Origin of the sequence: Pseudomonas sp. RIT409 (assembly GCF_003052515.2) — a bacterium.
Taxonomy (GTDB): domain Bacteria; phylum Pseudomonadota; class Gammaproteobacteria; order Pseudomonadales; family Pseudomonadaceae; genus Aquipseudomonas.
Genome location: NZ_QARE02000004.1, coordinates 223,623 through 238,306 on the forward strand (window position 1 = coordinate 223,623; position 14,684 = coordinate 238,306).

Annotated in this window: 10 protein-coding genes; 5 read left to right on the forward strand and 5 right to left on the reverse strand. The window is 60.5% G+C overall.

All coding sequences use genetic code 11. The features are described 5' to 3' along the window. Nucleotides 1–106: 106 nt before the first annotated feature. Together gyrA and mtnA are read right to left on the reverse strand one after the other, a co-directional pair. Entirely contained in the window at nucleotides 107–2,902 is a 2,796-nt protein-coding gene (gene gyrA / locus DBP26_RS07480; RefSeq protein ID WP_108237242.1) for a DNA gyrase subunit A, read from the reverse strand. Nucleotides 2,903–3,206: 304 nt separating this feature from the next. Next, entirely contained in the window at nucleotides 3,207–4,283 is a 1,077-nt protein-coding gene (gene mtnA, locus DBP26_RS07485; RefSeq protein ID WP_108237243.1) for an S-methyl-5-thioribose-1-phosphate isomerase, read from the reverse strand. Nucleotides 4,284–4,510: 227 nt separating this feature from the next. On the opposite strand from mtnA, the gene DBP26_RS07490 reads away from it, so the two are divergent. The 5 genes from DBP26_RS07490 to DBP26_RS07510 all read left to right on the forward strand — a co-directional run bounded on the left by DBP26_RS07490 (nucleotide 4,511) and on the right by DBP26_RS07510 (nucleotide 9,274). Further along, nucleotides 4,511–5,839 carry a TRZ/ATZ family hydrolase gene (locus tag DBP26_RS07490; protein ID WP_108237244.1) on the forward strand — a complete coding sequence of 443 codons (1,329 nt, stop codon included), beginning with the start codon at nucleotides 4,511–4,513 and terminating at the stop codon, nucleotides 5,837–5,839. Between the two features lie 68 nt (nucleotides 5,840–5,907). Then, nucleotides 5,908–6,606 (forward strand): bifunctional 2-polyprenyl-6-hydroxyphenol methylase/3-demethylubiquinol 3-O-methyltransferase UbiG, encoded by a 699-nt coding sequence (gene ubiG, locus DBP26_RS07495; RefSeq protein ID WP_108237245.1) that lies wholly within the window; start codon nucleotides 5,908–5,910, stop codon nucleotides 6,604–6,606. A gap of 3 nt (nucleotides 6,607–6,609) precedes the next feature. Further along, nucleotides 6,610–7,281, forward strand: a complete 672-nt coding sequence (gene mupP, locus DBP26_RS07500; RefSeq protein ID WP_108237246.1) for an N-acetylmuramic acid 6-phosphate phosphatase MupP — start codon at nucleotides 6,610–6,612, stop codon at nucleotides 7,279–7,281. 73 nt (nucleotides 7,282–7,354) lie between these two features. After that, a complete protein-coding gene (locus tag DBP26_RS07505) occupies nucleotides 7,355–8,104 on the forward strand; it encodes a YciK family oxidoreductase (RefSeq protein WP_108237247.1) in 750 nt (249 codons plus the stop codon). Nucleotides 8,105–8,347: 243 nt separating this feature from the next. Then, nucleotides 8,348–9,274 carry a GGDEF domain-containing protein gene (locus DBP26_RS07510; protein WP_108237248.1) on the forward strand — a complete coding sequence of 309 codons (927 nt, stop codon included), beginning with the start codon at nucleotides 8,348–8,350 and terminating at the stop codon, nucleotides 9,272–9,274. Between the two features lie 6 nt (nucleotides 9,275–9,280). Here the strand turns inward: DBP26_RS07510 and DBP26_RS07515 are convergent, their stop codons facing one another. The 3 genes from DBP26_RS07515 to DBP26_RS07525 form a co-directional block, all read right to left on the reverse strand. Next, nucleotides 9,281–10,075: an iron-containing redox enzyme family protein gene (locus DBP26_RS07515; protein WP_108237249.1), complete on the reverse strand. Its 795-nt coding sequence runs from the start codon at nucleotides 10,073–10,075 to the stop codon at nucleotides 9,281–9,283. Between the two features lie 35 nt (nucleotides 10,076–10,110). Next, nucleotides 10,111–12,588, reverse strand: a complete 2,478-nt coding sequence (locus DBP26_RS07520) for an EAL domain-containing protein (protein ID WP_108237250.1) — start codon at nucleotides 12,586–12,588, stop codon at nucleotides 10,111–10,113. A 272-nt stretch (nucleotides 12,589–12,860) separates the two neighbouring features. After that, nucleotides 12,861–14,684, reverse strand: coding sequence for an ABC transporter ATP-binding protein (locus DBP26_RS07525; RefSeq protein WP_256601707.1), 1,824 nt, complete (start codon nucleotides 14,682–14,684; stop codon nucleotides 12,861–12,863).

The following is a 14,684-nucleotide window of genomic DNA, read 5'->3' on the forward strand; positions in this document are numbered from 1 at the left end:
TCAACTCGTTGAATTCGAAACGGCTGCAGCCTGGGCCTTCACGGCGCGGCGGCAGCTCTGGCCAAAGCCAAGAGGGCCCGCGAAGGGCCCTCTCATACAACGTCTATCAGTCCTGCGACTCTTCTTCGTCGGCGGCGCCATCGGCTTGGAGATCACCACCGGCCTCGTCGGCGTCGGCCAGGTCGATCGCCTCACCTTCCAGCGTCTCGCCATCGATGCCTTCGCCATCCAGCTCATCGCCCTCGACTTCCGACGGCTCCTGAACCCGCTCCAGCCCCACCAGCGTTTCATCTTTGGCCAGCTTGATCAGGGTCACGCCTTGAGTGTTACGCCCCAGGCTCGACACTTCGCCGACACGGGTACGGACCAACGTGCCCTGATCGGAAATCAGCATGATCTCCTCACCGTCCTGCACCTGAACCGCGCCGACCAGACGACCGTTACGCTCATTGCTGACCATGGCGATCACGCCCTGTCCGCCACGCTTGTACTCAGGGAACTCGGTGATCGCCGTGCGCTTGCCGTAGCCACGCTCAGAGGCGGTAAGGATCTGGCTGCCCTCTTCCGGAATCAACATGGAGATCAGCTTCTGGCCTTCCTGGAGACGCATGCCGCGCACGCCGCGGGCGGTACGCCCCATGGCCCGCACTTCGGATTCCTTGAAGCGCGTCACCTTGCCGCCGTCGGAGAACAGCATGATTTCCTGCTCGCCATCGGTGATGGCGGCGGAAATCAGAATATCGCCTTCGTCCAGCTCCAGCGCGATCAGGCCCGAGCTGCGCTGACGGCTGAAGGCCACCAGCGGCGTCTTCTTGACGGTGCCGTTGGCGGTGGACATGAAGATGAACGGCGCCTTCTTCTTGTCCGCGGCCTTGAGACGCGCCTTGCGTTCCTCTTCACTCTCGTTGGCGTTCTCGATGTCTTCGACATCCACGTCCACGCCTTCAGCCTCTTCCTCGTCAGCCCGCTTGCGCATGGCTTCGAGATCGACCGGCAGCATGGTGGTGATGTACTCACCTTCGGTCAGCGGCAACAGGTTGACCAGCGGACGACCGCGGGCGGCGCGTGACGCCTCCGGAATCTCGTAGGTCTTGAGCCAATACACCTTGCCCTTGCTGGAGAACATCAACAGCGTGGTATGGCTGTTGGCGACCAGCAGATGGGCGATGTAGTCCTCGTCCTTGATACCGGTGGCCGACTTGCCTTTGCCGCCACGGCGCTGGGCCTGATAGACGGCCAGCGGCTGAGTCTTGGCGTAGCCCCCGTGGGAGATGGTCACGACGCGCTCTTCTTCCGGGATCATGTCGCCGAGGGTCAGGTCCAGGCGCGCATCGAGGATTTCGGTGCGGCGGGCGTCGCCGTATTCGGCACGGATCAGTTCCAGCTCCTCGCGGATGACTTCCATCAGGCGCGTGGAACTGTTGAGGATGCGGATCAGCTCGCCGATCTGGGTCAAGATTTCCTGATATTCGGTCAGCAGCTTCTCGTGTTCCAGCCCGGTCAGGCGGTGCAGTCGCAGCTCCAGAATCGCCTGAGCCTGCTCAGGTGAAAGGAAATACTTGCCGTCACGCAGGCCGTATTGCGGGTCGAGGTTTTCCGGACGGGACGATTCGGCGCCAGCGCGCTCGATCATCTCGACCACCGCGCTCGACTCCCAAGGCGTATTGATCAGCCCTTCCTTGGCTTCGGCCGGGGTCGGCGAGGCCTTGATCAGCTCGATCACCGGATCGATGTTAGACAGGGCCACCGCCTGACCTTCGAGAATATGCGCACGCTCACGCGCCTTGCGCAGTTCGAACACGGTCCGGCGGGTGACGACTTCACGGCGATGGCGAATGAAGGCTTCCAGCAGATCCTTCAGGTTCAGGATGCGCGGGCGACCATCGATCAACGCGACGATGTTGATGCCGAAGACGCTTTGCAGCTGGGTCTGAGCGTAGAGGTTGTTGAGGATGACCTCAGGCACTTCGCCTCGACGCAACTCGATCACCACGCGCATGCCGTCCTTGTCGGACTCATCGCGCAGTTCGGTGATGCCTTCGAGCTTCTTCTCTTTGACCAGTTCGGCGATCTTCTCGATCAGCCGCGCCTTGTTCAACTGGTACGGCAGCTCGGTGACGACAATCTGCTGGCGGCCACCGACCTTATCGATGTCCTCGACGACGGAGCGGGCACGCATATAGATGCGGCCACGACCGGTCTTGTAGGCTTCGACGATCCCCGCGCGGCCGTTGATGATGCCGGCGGTCGGGAAATCAGGACCGGGGATGTATTGCATCAACTCATCGACGGTCAGGTTGTTGTTGTCGATGAGGGCCAGGCAACCATCGATGACTTCACCGAGGTTGTGCGGCGGAATGTTGGTCGCCATGCCCACGGCGATACCGCTGGAACCGTTGACCAGCAGGTTGGGAATACGGGTCGGCATGACTGCCGGAATCTGTTCGGTGCCATCGTAGTTGGGCACCCAGTCGACGGTTTCTTTATGCAGATCCGAGAGCAGTTCGTGAGCCAGCTTGGTCATGCGCACTTCGGTGTATCGCATGGCGGCGGCGTTGTCGCCATCCACCGAACCGAAGTTGCCCTGACCGTCTACCAGCAGGTAGCGCAGGGAGAAAGGCTGGGCCATACGCACGATGGTGTCGTAGACCGCAGTGTCACCGTGGGGGTGGTATTTACCGATGACGTCACCGACCACACGGGCGGATTTCTTGTACGGCTTGTTCCAGTCGTTACCCAGTTCGCTCATCGCGTAGAGGACACGCCGGTGCACGGGCTTCAAGCCGTCGCGCGCATCGGGCAGAGCACGTCCGACGATGACGCTCATCGCGTAGTCGAGGTAGGACTGCTTCAGCTCGTCTTCGATATTGACCGGGAGGATTTCTTTGGCCAGTTCGCCCATGAGAAGCCTGATTCCTTTTTCTGGTGAAACCTCGCCCTCCCCTCCGGGATGAACGAAGCTCGCCGCTGCCGACAATTGCCTGGCAGCGACTTACGACAAATCAGCGAGTTAAGCCATGGATTTGCGCAGTGAAGGGAGCCGCAACGCGCCCCCTTGGAAACCGCCGGATGTTACCACAACCGTGGTCAGGCACGAAGCGTTTGAGCACGTCGAAAACGCGCCATTTCGCCAGCAGGGGCCTGAGAGGCGCCTACAGGGCGCGCCCGCCATTGCCCGGCACACCGTAGCGCCCGTGCCGAAATGCTCAATGGAGGCGTTTACGGCACATCAACTGCGCGATTTTGGCCGTATCGGGTCGCTCGACGACGCCCTTTTCGGTCACGATGACATCGATCAGGTCGGCCGGCGTCACGTCGAAGACCGGATTGATGGTGTCAACCTCCGCACCAAGACGCTGACCGCCGAGGGACAGGAGTTCGGCGCCAGCCCGCTCTGGCACAGAGATGTCCTCGCCACTGGCCAGGTTCAGGTCGATGGTAGAACTCGGTGCCACGACCATGAACCGCACACCATGGTGCATCGCTGCGACCGCCAGTTGGTAGGTACCGATCTTGCCGGCCACGTCACCATTGGCCGTGATGTGATCGGCTCCGACCACGACCCAGGTGATGCCCTTGGTCTTCATCAGGTGCGCGGCAGCCGAGTCGGCGCTGACAGTCACCGGAATCCCCTCGTTGGCCAGCTCCCAGGCCGTCAATCGCGAACCGTTCAGCCAGGGTCGGGTCTCTCCGGCGTAGACTCGCTCGATCATGCCTTCTATATAAGCGGCACGAATCACCCCCAGCGCGGTGCCGAAACCGCCTGTGGCGAGGGCACCGGCGCTGCTGTGAGTGAGGACGGTCTGCAGGTTGCCCTGCTGCTTGCGAATCAGCTCGGCGCCCAGTTGCGCCATGGTCAGGTTGGCCTCGCGGTCGCTTTCGTGAATGGCCATCGCCTCGGCCTCCATCACCGCGACCGGGTCCTCATGCGGCTTGATCCGGTAAAGCCGCTCGCGCATGCGGTTGAGCGCCCAGAAAAGGTTGGCCGCCGGGGACCAGGCATTGGCCAGCCTGTCGAAATCCTCTTCCAGTGCCATCTGCCAGTCACCGCCGGCCGCGATACGGTCCACCACCGCCAGCACCAGACCATAGGCCGCAGCGATACCAATGGCGGGCGCACCGCGCACCACCATCGCCTGAATGGCCGCGGCCACCTCATCTGCCGTGTCGTAGCGCAGCCAGGTCTCCTCGAAGGGCAAGGCCCGCTGGTCCAGCAGATACAACGCGCGGTCCCGCCAATCGATGGCTTTCACCTTCTCCGCAGCCAATAGTCGATCGCGCATTGCACACCCCACATAAAGAATTACCAAAGTCAGAGCGTTCGGACCGCTCGTACCTCAAGCGATCACCGAACCTCAGCTTTCGCGCGCCACCTGGCTCGCACCATTTCACATGGCGCCTCGGATCAAATGGCCAGCGGCCAAAAAAGCCGCCGATTATAACGAGCCGCGAGTCAAGGTGCTCGGGTATACTTCGCCCTCCGCGTATTGCGCCACTGGAAGCCCGCGCCATGCCTCGTTCCGACGCCCCGCTTGACCTCCTCCTGTTGCCGGACTGGCTGGTGCCGGTCGAGCCCGCAGGTGTCGTCCTGCAACAGCACGGAATCGGCATTCGCAATGGCCTCGTCGCTTATATCGGCCCCAAGGCCGAAGCCTTGCGTCAGAACGCCGTCGAGGTTCGTGAGCTGCCAGGCATGCTGCTCGCTCCGGGCCTGATCAACGCCCATGGCCATGCGGCGATGACGCTGTTTCGCGGCCTTGCCGATGACCTGCCACTGATGACCTGGTTGCAGGATCACATCTGGCCTGCCGAGGGCAAATGGGTGGACGAAGACTTCGTTCGTGACGGCACCGACATTGCCATCGTCGAGCAGCTCAAAGGCGGCATCACCTGTTTTTCTGACATGTATTTCTTTCCAAAGGTCGCCTGCGACCGGGTGCACAACAGTGGCATTCGCGCACAGATCACCGTGCCCGTGCTCGACTTTCCGATACCAGGTGCTCGGAACGCCGACGAAGCGCTGCACATCGGCGTCGAACTGTTCAACGATCTGGCCCACCACGACCGCATCAAAGTCGCCATGGGGCCTCATGCGCCCTACACCGTCAGCGATGAGAACCTGGAGAAGATCCGGGTCATCGCGGACGAGCTGGATGCCGCGATCCACATGCACGTGCACGAAACGGCGTTCGAGGTGAACGAAGCCGTCAAGCAGCGCGGCGAACGCCCGCTGGCACGCCTCAAGCGCCTGGGCCTGCTGGGGCCGCGCTTTCAGGCAGTGCACATGACCCAGATCAGCGACGAAGATCTGGCGATGCTCGTCGAGAGCAACACCAGCGTGATTCATTGCCCTGAATCGAACATGAAGCTGGCCAGCGGATTCTGCCCGGTCGAACGGCTGTGGCAGGCCGGGGTCAATGTCGCCATCGGCACCGATGGCGCAGCCAGCAACAATGATCTGGATCTGCTGGGCGAAACCCGTACCGCCGCCCTGCTGGCCAAGGCGGTTTCCGGTTCGGCCACTGCGCTGGACGCCCATCGCGCACTGCGCATGGCAACGCTCAACGGGGCTCGGGCACTGGGCATCGAGGACCACACTGGCTCACTGGAGCTTGGCAAGGCTGCCGACATGGTCGCCTTTGACCTTACCGGGCTCGCGCAGCAACCGATCTACGATCCGGTCTCCCAACTGGTCTATGCCAGTGGCCGCGATTGCGTCACCCATGTCTGGGTCGCGGGCAAGGCGCTGCTGCAAGACAAGCGGCTGACCCGCATGGACGAGTCCGCGCTGATACGCACCGCCAAGGCCTGGGGCAACCGGATTGCCGCCAAGGGCTGAACCGATTTTCAACGTCACGGCACTGGCCGTGGCCTGACACCGAATCAAACGTTTCAGAGGGATCACACATGAGCAACGTCGACCACGCCGAAATCGCCAAATTCGAAGCACTGGCCCATCGCTGGTGGGACCGCAACAGCGAATTCAAACCGTTGCACGACATCAACCCGCTGCGGGTGAACTGGATCGACGAACGGGTCAGCCTGGCGGGCAAGAAGGTGCTCGACGTGGGTTGCGGCGGCGGCATTCTGAGCGAGGCGATGGCCCTGCGGGGCGCGACCGTGACCGGGATCGACATGGGCGAAGCGCCGCTGGCCGTCGCGCAGCTGCATCAATTGGAGTCAGGCGTGAACGTCGAGTACCGCCAGATCACCGCCGAGGCCCTGGCCGAGGAAATGCCCGAGCAGTTCGATGTGGTGACCTGCCTCGAAATGCTCGAACACGTACCGGATCCTTCTTCGGTCATCCGTGCGTGCCACAAAATGGTCAAGCCGGGCGGGCAGGTGTTTTTTTCCACGATCAACCGCAATCCGAAGGCTTACCTGTTCGCGATCATCGGCGCCGAGTACATCATGAACCTGCTGCCGCGCGGCACCCATGACTTCAAGAAATTCATCCGCCCATCCGAGTTGGGCGCCTGGAGCCGCAGCACGGGCCTGACCGTCAAGGACATCATCGGACTGACCTACAACCCGCTGACCAAGCACTACAAACTGGCCGCCGACGTCGACGTCAACTACATGATCCAGACGCTGAGAGAGGGCTGATCCATGCGTTTGAGAGCAGTTCTTTTCGACATGGACGGCACGCTGCTCGACACCGCGCCGGACTTCATCGCGATCTGTCAGGGGATGCTGGCGGACCGAGGTTTTCCGGCGGTGGCGGACAAGTTGATTCGGGACGAAATTTCCGGCGGGGCAAAGGCCATGGTGTCGGCCGCCTTCGCGATGTCGCCCAACGAACCGGAATTCGAGGCGCTGCGCCTGGAATTCCTCGAGCGTTACCAGCAAGACTGCGCGGTGCACACAGCCCTGTTCGAAGGGATGCCCGAGTTGCTGGCCGATCTCGAAAAGGCCAGGTTGATCTGGGGGGTGGTCACCAACAAACCGGTACGCTTCGCTCAACCGATCATGGAGCGGCTGGGCCTGGATCAACGCTCGGCAGTCTTGATCTGTCCAGACCACGTGTCCAAGAGCAAGCCGGACCCCGAGCCGCTGTTACTGGCGTGCAAGATGCTCGATCTCGACCCGGCCAGCGTACTGTTCGTCGGTGACGACCTTCGCGATATCGAATCCGGCCGCGACGCCGGGACCAAGACCGCCGCCGTGCGCTACGGCTACATCCATCCCCACGACAACCCCGATCACTGGGGGGCAGACGTGGTCGTGGACCATCCGCTGGAGCTGCGCCGCGTGCTCGACAACGCACTGTGTAGCTGCTGAGAAGCCTGATCTGCCTCCGGCCCGAAGGGGCAGGAGGCAGAGGCACACCGGCTATCCATTCAAGGACCCTCCCATGTTCAACTACTCCGCCCGCCCCGATCTGCTCAAGGACCGCATCATTCTGGTCACCGGCGCAGGCCGTGGGATCGGTGCCGCAGCAGCCAGGACGTACGCCGCCCACGGCGCAACCGTGCTGTTGCTGGGCAAGACCGAATCGAACCTGACAACCGTCTACGACGAAATCGAAGCGGCCGGCCACCCGCAGCCGGTCGTCATCCCCTTCAATCTGGAAACCGCGCTGTCTTACCAGTACGACGAACTGGCCGCCATGATCGAAGCCCAATTCGGGCGCCTGGACGGGCTGCTGCATAACGCGTCGATCATCGGCCCTCGGACCCCGGTCGAGCAGTTATCCGGCGAGCACTTCATGCGCGTGATGCACGTCAACGTCAATGCGATGTTCATGCTGACCGCGGCGTTGTTACCGCTGCTGAAACTGTCGCAAGACGCTTCGGTGGTCTTCACGTCCAGCAGCGTGGGACGCAAGGGTCGCGCTTATTGGGGCGCGTATGGCGTGTCCAAATTCGCCACCGAAGGGTTGATGCAAACCCTGGCCGATGAACTGGAAGACGTGGCCTCGGTTCGCGCCAACAGCATCAACCCCGGAGGCACTCGCACCGAAATGCGCGCCCAGGCGTACCCGGCGGAAAACCCACTGAACAACCCGCCCCCCGAAGCGATCATGCCGGTCTACCTGTACCTGATGGGCCCCGATAGCAAAGGCGTCAACGGCCAGGCGTTCGACGCGCAGAAAAAGACATGATCTGCTGCGCGTCCCGCCCGGGCGCCAGCACCTTTCATCCGCTCGACGGTTTTCCGTCGCTTCGCCGTAGTGGCTGGGTCACAGACCGGTTACGTTAGTCAACTCCAAGGCGCCGGAAATGTTCCTTGCCACTGTGAATGACGCTAACCCATTGATCTACATGACCGCTTTCGAAAGCAGGCAAACTGGCATGACTTTCGCTCCGTGCTCGTCAAGCCCTATTAAAGGTGCAGGAGCGAAAACATGAGTTTTCCACCCCCGACGAACGCCATCGATTTCGACAGCGCACGGCTTCAGCGCCTGGGCCTGGTCAGCGTCAACAGCACCGTGCAGCCACCGCTGGATGAAGAGCAATTGCGACGCAAACTGGCCCTGCAACTGCAGAGCAGTCTGGAAGCGGACAAGATCCTTTCGATGTTCTTTGACAGTGTTCAGCCCTTGATCCCGCTCGGCGCGCTGATTTACCAGCACGGGGACACCGATCTGCGCCTTGAGCTCGGCGAGCGCGGGCGGCATAGCGCCAGCTACCGCATGAGTTTCGAGGGCGAGCCTCTGGGAGAATTCGGCTTTCAACGAGACCGACGCTTCAACGAGCCGGAACTGGCGCAACTGGAGTCCCTGCTGGGCAGCCTGCTGTACCCGCTTCGCAACGCTTTGCTGTACCGCCATGCCAGCCTCAGCGCCCTGCGCGACCCGTTGACCGGGGCAGGCAATCGCATTGCCATGGAGCAATCGCTGACACGGGAAATAGAAATTGCGCGCCGCCAGCAGCAACCGCTGTCGGTGTTAATGCTGGATATCGATCATTTCAAGACCATCAACGACACCTATGGCCATGCCACGGGGGATGGGGTTTTGAAAGTTGTCACCCGCACCATCAAGGATCGTCTGCGCAATATCGATCAGGTGTTCAGGTTTGGCGGAGAAGAATTTCTGATCGTGCTGACCAATACCGGTCGTGAGTCGGCTGCGCTGGTCGGCGAACGCCTGCGTCACGCGGCTCTGCAGCTTACCCTTTCCGTCGAGGGTTCTCCGATCGAGTTGACCGTCAGCCTGGGTTGCTCGACGCTGCTGCCGGGAGAGTCTCCCGACAGCCTGTTGCGTCGCGCCGACAGCGCCCTTTATGCGGCCAAGCGTCAGGGCCGGAACCGTCTTGAAATGGCAGGTTAAGCGGGTTCAGGCACGCGCGAAACGACGCTCTCGCAACGCCCCGCTCGCTTCCTGCGGGCGTTCCAGAACCATGCAGCGCTCCAGAAACAAGTACATGTACTCATAACTTTTGCAGATTGCCATTCTCAGGTCGGCCTGCAATTGCTCGCTGGGGTTGTTGCCCACCAACGTACAAATGATCTCCAGGGCTTCCCAAGGGTGCGAATCGTCATACTGCGCGTGCATCTTCAGCCATTTCATGGCGCGCTTGCGGATCTCCGGCGGGAACAAATCTGCGTAGGTTTCTTGTGAACATACGACAGCAGACCACTCACCGGTAGCGCCCTCGATGGCGTAGTTGGTGGCTGCGATGGCAACGACCAGCGGCTCCGACGAACAACTGTGCCAGCACCAGTGATTGAGTGCGTGCAGCTCGGACGGAACCCGTTGCGCTTGCAGGTCTTGCAGGGTGACCCCGTGGGCCGCGCTCCAATTTACCCAGTAATCGGCATGGTTGAGCTCGACCCTGATATTGCGCATCAACCAGCGACGCGCCATGTCTTCTCCCGGATGCCGGGCGAAACGGGTTTTGGTCAGGTTCTGAGCCATATAGACCGCAAACTGTTCGACAACAGGCCAACCACCAATCAGGTATTGGCGCATGGTCCTCGAACTGAGCTGACCATCTCGCATGCGTTGATAAAGTTCATGCCCTACCACGCGAGCCTTGGCTTCACTGCAATCTTCGATCAATTGCTGTGCCCAAGCGGGGTAACTGCTGGCATCCATCAGCGGACCGGTTCTAATGAACATATCGATCACTGTGTAGCTCCTAGTTTTATGTTGCATGGGGTCGCTCAGCGAAAAGTCCCAGGTGCGCTGAACAACATGGGGGTCTGCCTCGCGGGCCGTGCGTGCAGACATTCACAGGTGAATAATTGCGGCCGCTCAATAACATACCCCTGAGCGTAGTCCACCCCGATTTCCAATAACGCCTGCTCTATCTGAGGGCTCTCGACGAACTCGGCGATCGTCTGTTTGCCCATCACGTGCCCGATATGGTTAATCACTTCCACCATCGCCCGGTTGACCGGATCGTCGAGCATGTCTTTTACGAAACTGCCATCAATCTTGAGAAAATCCACAGGCAAATGTTTCAAGTAAGCGAATGACGACATGCCTGCACAGAAGTCATCCAAGGAAAACCGACATCCCAGACTTTTGAGCTCGTTAATGAACCGAATGGCGCTGCCCAAATTGGCGATCGCACTGGTTTCGGTGATCTCGAAACAGATAAGTTCAGGAGGAATTGCGTAAATCTGGAACTGCTGTCGCAAATATTCGAGAAAAGCGTCATCGCCGATGCTGGAGCCGGACAAGTTGATGGCGCATACCGCCATCGGCCCTTGCCGGTGATTGTCCTGCAAACAGTCGGCGATCACCTTGAACACGTTCTGCACCACCCAGCGATCCAGCGTTGTCATCATGCCGTATCGCTCGGCGGCAGGAATGAAACTGTCCGGCAGGATCAGGCGGCCGGATTCATCCTTGAGCCGCAGCAAAATCTCGACATGGCCGCTGTCCGCGTGACTATCCAACGCCCCACGGTTACCCAGGTAGGCGATTTCCTGAGAGTAGAGACAGAAGCGGTTGTCCTCTAGGGCCATATGAAGACGCTGAATCCACGCCATTTCGCCAAAGCGGGTCGACAGCTCCGAGTCGTCATCGTGATAAACCTGCACGCGGTTGCGACCTTTTTCCTTGGCCATGTAGCAGGCCATGTCCGCCGCGCGTAGGGACGCCTCAAGGGTGGTGGGTGAGTTCGATACATGAACCAGACCGATACTGACCGTGGTCATGAACGGTCGGCCCTTCCACACAAAGTGCAGGCTTTCGACGGTCTGTCGCAGACCTTCAGCGATTTTCTCCGCCGCATCCGGCGCGCAATGCTCCAGCAGGATCCCGAACTCGTCGCCCCCCAGCCTGGCCAGGGTGTCCCCGTCACGGATGCCTTGCTGCAGCAAAGCACAGATATGCCGGAGTAATTCGTCGCCCGCCGCGTGGCCGCAGGTGTCGTTGACCAGCTTGAACTGGTCCAGGTCAAGGAACATCACCGCATGGTGCCCCGGCTGATGGGCCAAACCGTTCAAGGCCAGTTCGAGCCGGTATTCGAATTCACGACGGTTGGCCAGCCCGGTCAATGCATCGTGGGTCGCTTGCCAGGACAGATTGGCGATGTATTGCCGCTCCTGGGTCATGTCATGGAGCACCAACACTGCCCCGCTGACGTTGCCGTCGGTGCGGATTGGAGAGCCCACCAAGGCAACGGAAACCGTGCTGCCATCCAGCCGCTGAATGAGTTTGGAGTTTTCGCTGCCGCCAGCCAGTTTTCCACTCAAAATGTGCTCAATCAGCGTGGAGCTGTCTTTCTGGTCGTTTTCATCGAGCAGGTTGAACAACGCAGCGAGGGGCAGCCCGGTTGCCTGGTCGCTTTTCCAATGGGTCAGCAGTTCAGCCGCAGGATTAAGGTAGGTGATGCCGCCATTGACGTCTGTTGTGATGACCCCGTCGCCAATGGATTCCAAGGTGATCTGCGCCCGCTCCTTCTCGACCTGCAAGGCCGCAGCGAAGGCATGACGCTGCTCCAGCAATTTATGGGTCCGCAACAGCGCGAGAATGATCAGCAGCACGGCAGTGGTGAGATTGACCACCACCAGGATCCGCAAGATGAGGCGTGAGCCTTCCCCCAGCGCATCGCTGAAGGCCATCGCCGCGGGTGTAACACCTTCATTGATCGCGTTGATGCGCTGTCGCCAAGCCAGCACATCGGCATTGGTGGCGCTGCCATCGACGATGCGCCCGTGCATTTGCCGAGCGACTTCATCCAGCTCCACGAGGTAGTTGTCACCGATCTTCCACAGGTCGATGGCTTTTTCCAAATAGCTGAAATGCCGGAAATTGAGGTAGAGCCAAATGATGCCTCGGGCATCGTCGGGATGGTTACCACCCTGCAGAATGCCTGCATTGGCGCGCGCGATGTCGGGAACCGGCTGATCCATGGCCACCCGCAGGTCGTGCCCGCCCTGAGGAATGGCAATGGCCTTCTGATATTTCAGGTAATCGATCTCATCGCGACTGTTGGCGTAGAGATTCAAATAATAAATGGCATCTTTTTGGCCCTTCGACCAGAGGCTCTCTCCCCCCACATAACTGCGCACAGCCGACATCATGTACAGGCTGATGCAACCCAGGAGTGCCTGTAACAGCACCACTGCGATGAATGGCCAGACGATGCCCAGAAGACGGGGCTTCTCGAGAATCCGCTTTTGCTTCATGGTGTCCCTTTCATCAGCACTGCCAGATACTCACTTCCCCGACTCAGGCGACCTCCTGAGAACCCGGGACTCGGCTAATTTCCACGATGCAGCGGCTTGCCTCTAATCGCCACCCGAATGAGCCGATGCCACCACTCAAGGGGATAGAGACGTAAATATGACGCTTTTTACACTTTCATTGAATACAGCGCTCAAGCATAGCCCAAGAATTGACGTGTTCCACTGGCGATACGCCATTTGAGAGAAGGATTGAAAAAAACCGACAGGCTGTATCACACCTGTTGCAGGTGACCGTACAAGCGAGCGTAGAGACCGCCTTCGGCGATGAGCTGTTGATGATCACCGTCTTCGGCAATTCGACCGCCGTCGAATACCAACACCCGATCGGCTTGCTTCACGGCGGACAGACGGTGCGCGATGATCAATGTCGTGCGCCCCATGAGAAAGCGGTTGAGCGCTTGATGCAGGTTGTACTCGGTGGCCGCATCCAGCGCCGAGGTGGCCTCATCGAGGATCACCACTTTTGGATCGGCAAGCACCATGCGCGCAATGGCCAGCCGCTGCCGCTGGCCGCCGGAGAGGCGCACCCCGGAACGGCCAACCACGCTGTCCAACCCTTGCGGCAGCGCCCGAATCGTGTCATCCAGTTGAGCAATTTCCAAGGCTTGCCAGCAGGCCTCGTCGCTGCGCTCGCGTCCCATCGACAGGTTGGCACGCACGGTGTCGTTGAACAGCGCCGGGTGTTGCAGCACCACGGCGACATGCTCGCGAACCGTTTCCAGGCCAATCTCTTCCAGGGTCGCGCCGCCGAAGCGGATACTGCCCGCCCGAGCGCTGTACAAGCCAAGCAGCAATTGGACCAGCGTGCTCTTGCCGCCGCCACTGGCGCCGACGATGGCGACCTTCTCCCCTGCTGTGATGCTGAGGTCGAGGTGGTCGAGCACCGGCTCTTCGTGGTAGCCGAAGCACAGGCCTCGCACATCGATGCCCACCGTCTTGCGACCGAGAAAAGGGTTGATGCGAGCTTCATATCGCGGCTCATCGGCGCGGGCCAACAGCTCGTTGATGCGCGTCAGTGCGCCGCCCGCCGCATAGAAGGCGTATTGCAAGTTCAGCAGTTGCTCGACCGGCCCGATCATGAACCACAGGTAGCTGAACACAGCCAGCATGTGGCCGATGGAGAGGTCCGAGAACAGGACGGTCAACATCGCCGCTGCGCGAAAGATGTCGATGCCGAACTGGAACAGCAGCCCACTGGCCCGGCCTGACGCATCGCTTTTCCATTGCGAAGACACCGCGTAGTCGCGGACTTCCCTGGCGCGCCCGCCCAACAGCCCCAGGAAATAGCCCTGCCGATTTCCGGCACGGATCTCCTGAATGGCGTCGAGGGTTTCGGTGAGCGCCTGGGTGAAGCGCGACGTGCTGTCATTCTCAAGCTTCTTGAGGTGTTTGACGCGCTTGCCCAGCTTGACGGTGGCGTAAATCACCAACGGGTTGAACAGCAGGATGAGCAGGGCCAGTTGCCAGTGCATCCACACCAGGATCGCCGCCGTGCCCGTCAGCGTCAGCATCGCCACGAGGAACTTGCTCAGGGTTTCGCCAACGAATTTGTCCAGCGTGTCCAGGTCAGTCACCAGATGCGCTGTCACCGTACCGCTGCCCAGGCTTTCATATTCTCCCAGGGAAATCCGTTTGAGCCGCTCGATCAGGCGGACACGAATCCGATAGACAATGTCTTTGGACAGGCCCGCGAACAGCCGGGCCTGAATGACGTTGAACAGCAACGCCCCCAAACGCAGGCACAAGGTGGTCAACAGCATCAAGCCGATATAGCCCACCGGCTTGTGCAGGCTTTCCGGCAAAAAGTGATTCATGAACAACAGGGCGCCATTACCTTTGCCCAGCAGCACTTCATCGACCAACAGCGGCAGCAGCAGAGGGATCGGCACCGAGCACAGCACCGCCAGAACCGCGACGCCGTTGGCGATCCATAGGGCTTTCTTGTGGGTCAGGGCCAGGCGGCGAATCTGCGCCCAGTCAAGGCGATCGCCCCGCCCAGCGCCACCCTCTACGACCGCTCTGTCCGAAGTCTCGAT

Bases quoted from the DNA above. Each gene is read 5' to 3' on its own strand.
- gyrA (WP_108237242.1), bottom strand. From the start codon at position 2,902: ATGGGCGAACTGGCCAAAGAAATCCTCCCGGTCAATATCGAAGACGAG.
- mtnA (WP_108237243.1), bottom strand. From the start codon at position 4,283: ATGCGCGATCGACTATTGGCTGCGGAGAAGGTGAAAGCCATCGATTGG.
- DBP26_RS07490 (WP_108237244.1), top strand. From the start codon at position 4,511: ATGCCTCGTTCCGACGCCCCGCTTGACCTCCTCCTGTTGCCGGACTGG.
- ubiG (WP_108237245.1), top strand. From the start codon at position 5,908: ATGAGCAACGTCGACCACGCCGAAATCGCCAAATTCGAAGCACTGGCC.
- mupP (WP_108237246.1), top strand. From the start codon at position 6,610: ATGCGTTTGAGAGCAGTTCTTTTCGACATGGACGGCACGCTGCTCGAC.
- DBP26_RS07505 (WP_108237247.1), top strand. From the start codon at position 7,355: ATGTTCAACTACTCCGCCCGCCCCGATCTGCTCAAGGACCGCATCATT.
- DBP26_RS07510 (WP_108237248.1), top strand. From the start codon at position 8,348: ATGAGTTTTCCACCCCCGACGAACGCCATCGATTTCGACAGCGCACGG.
- DBP26_RS07520 (WP_108237250.1), bottom strand. From the start codon at position 12,588: ATGAAGCAAAAGCGGATTCTCGAGAAGCCCCGTCTTCTGGGCATCGTC.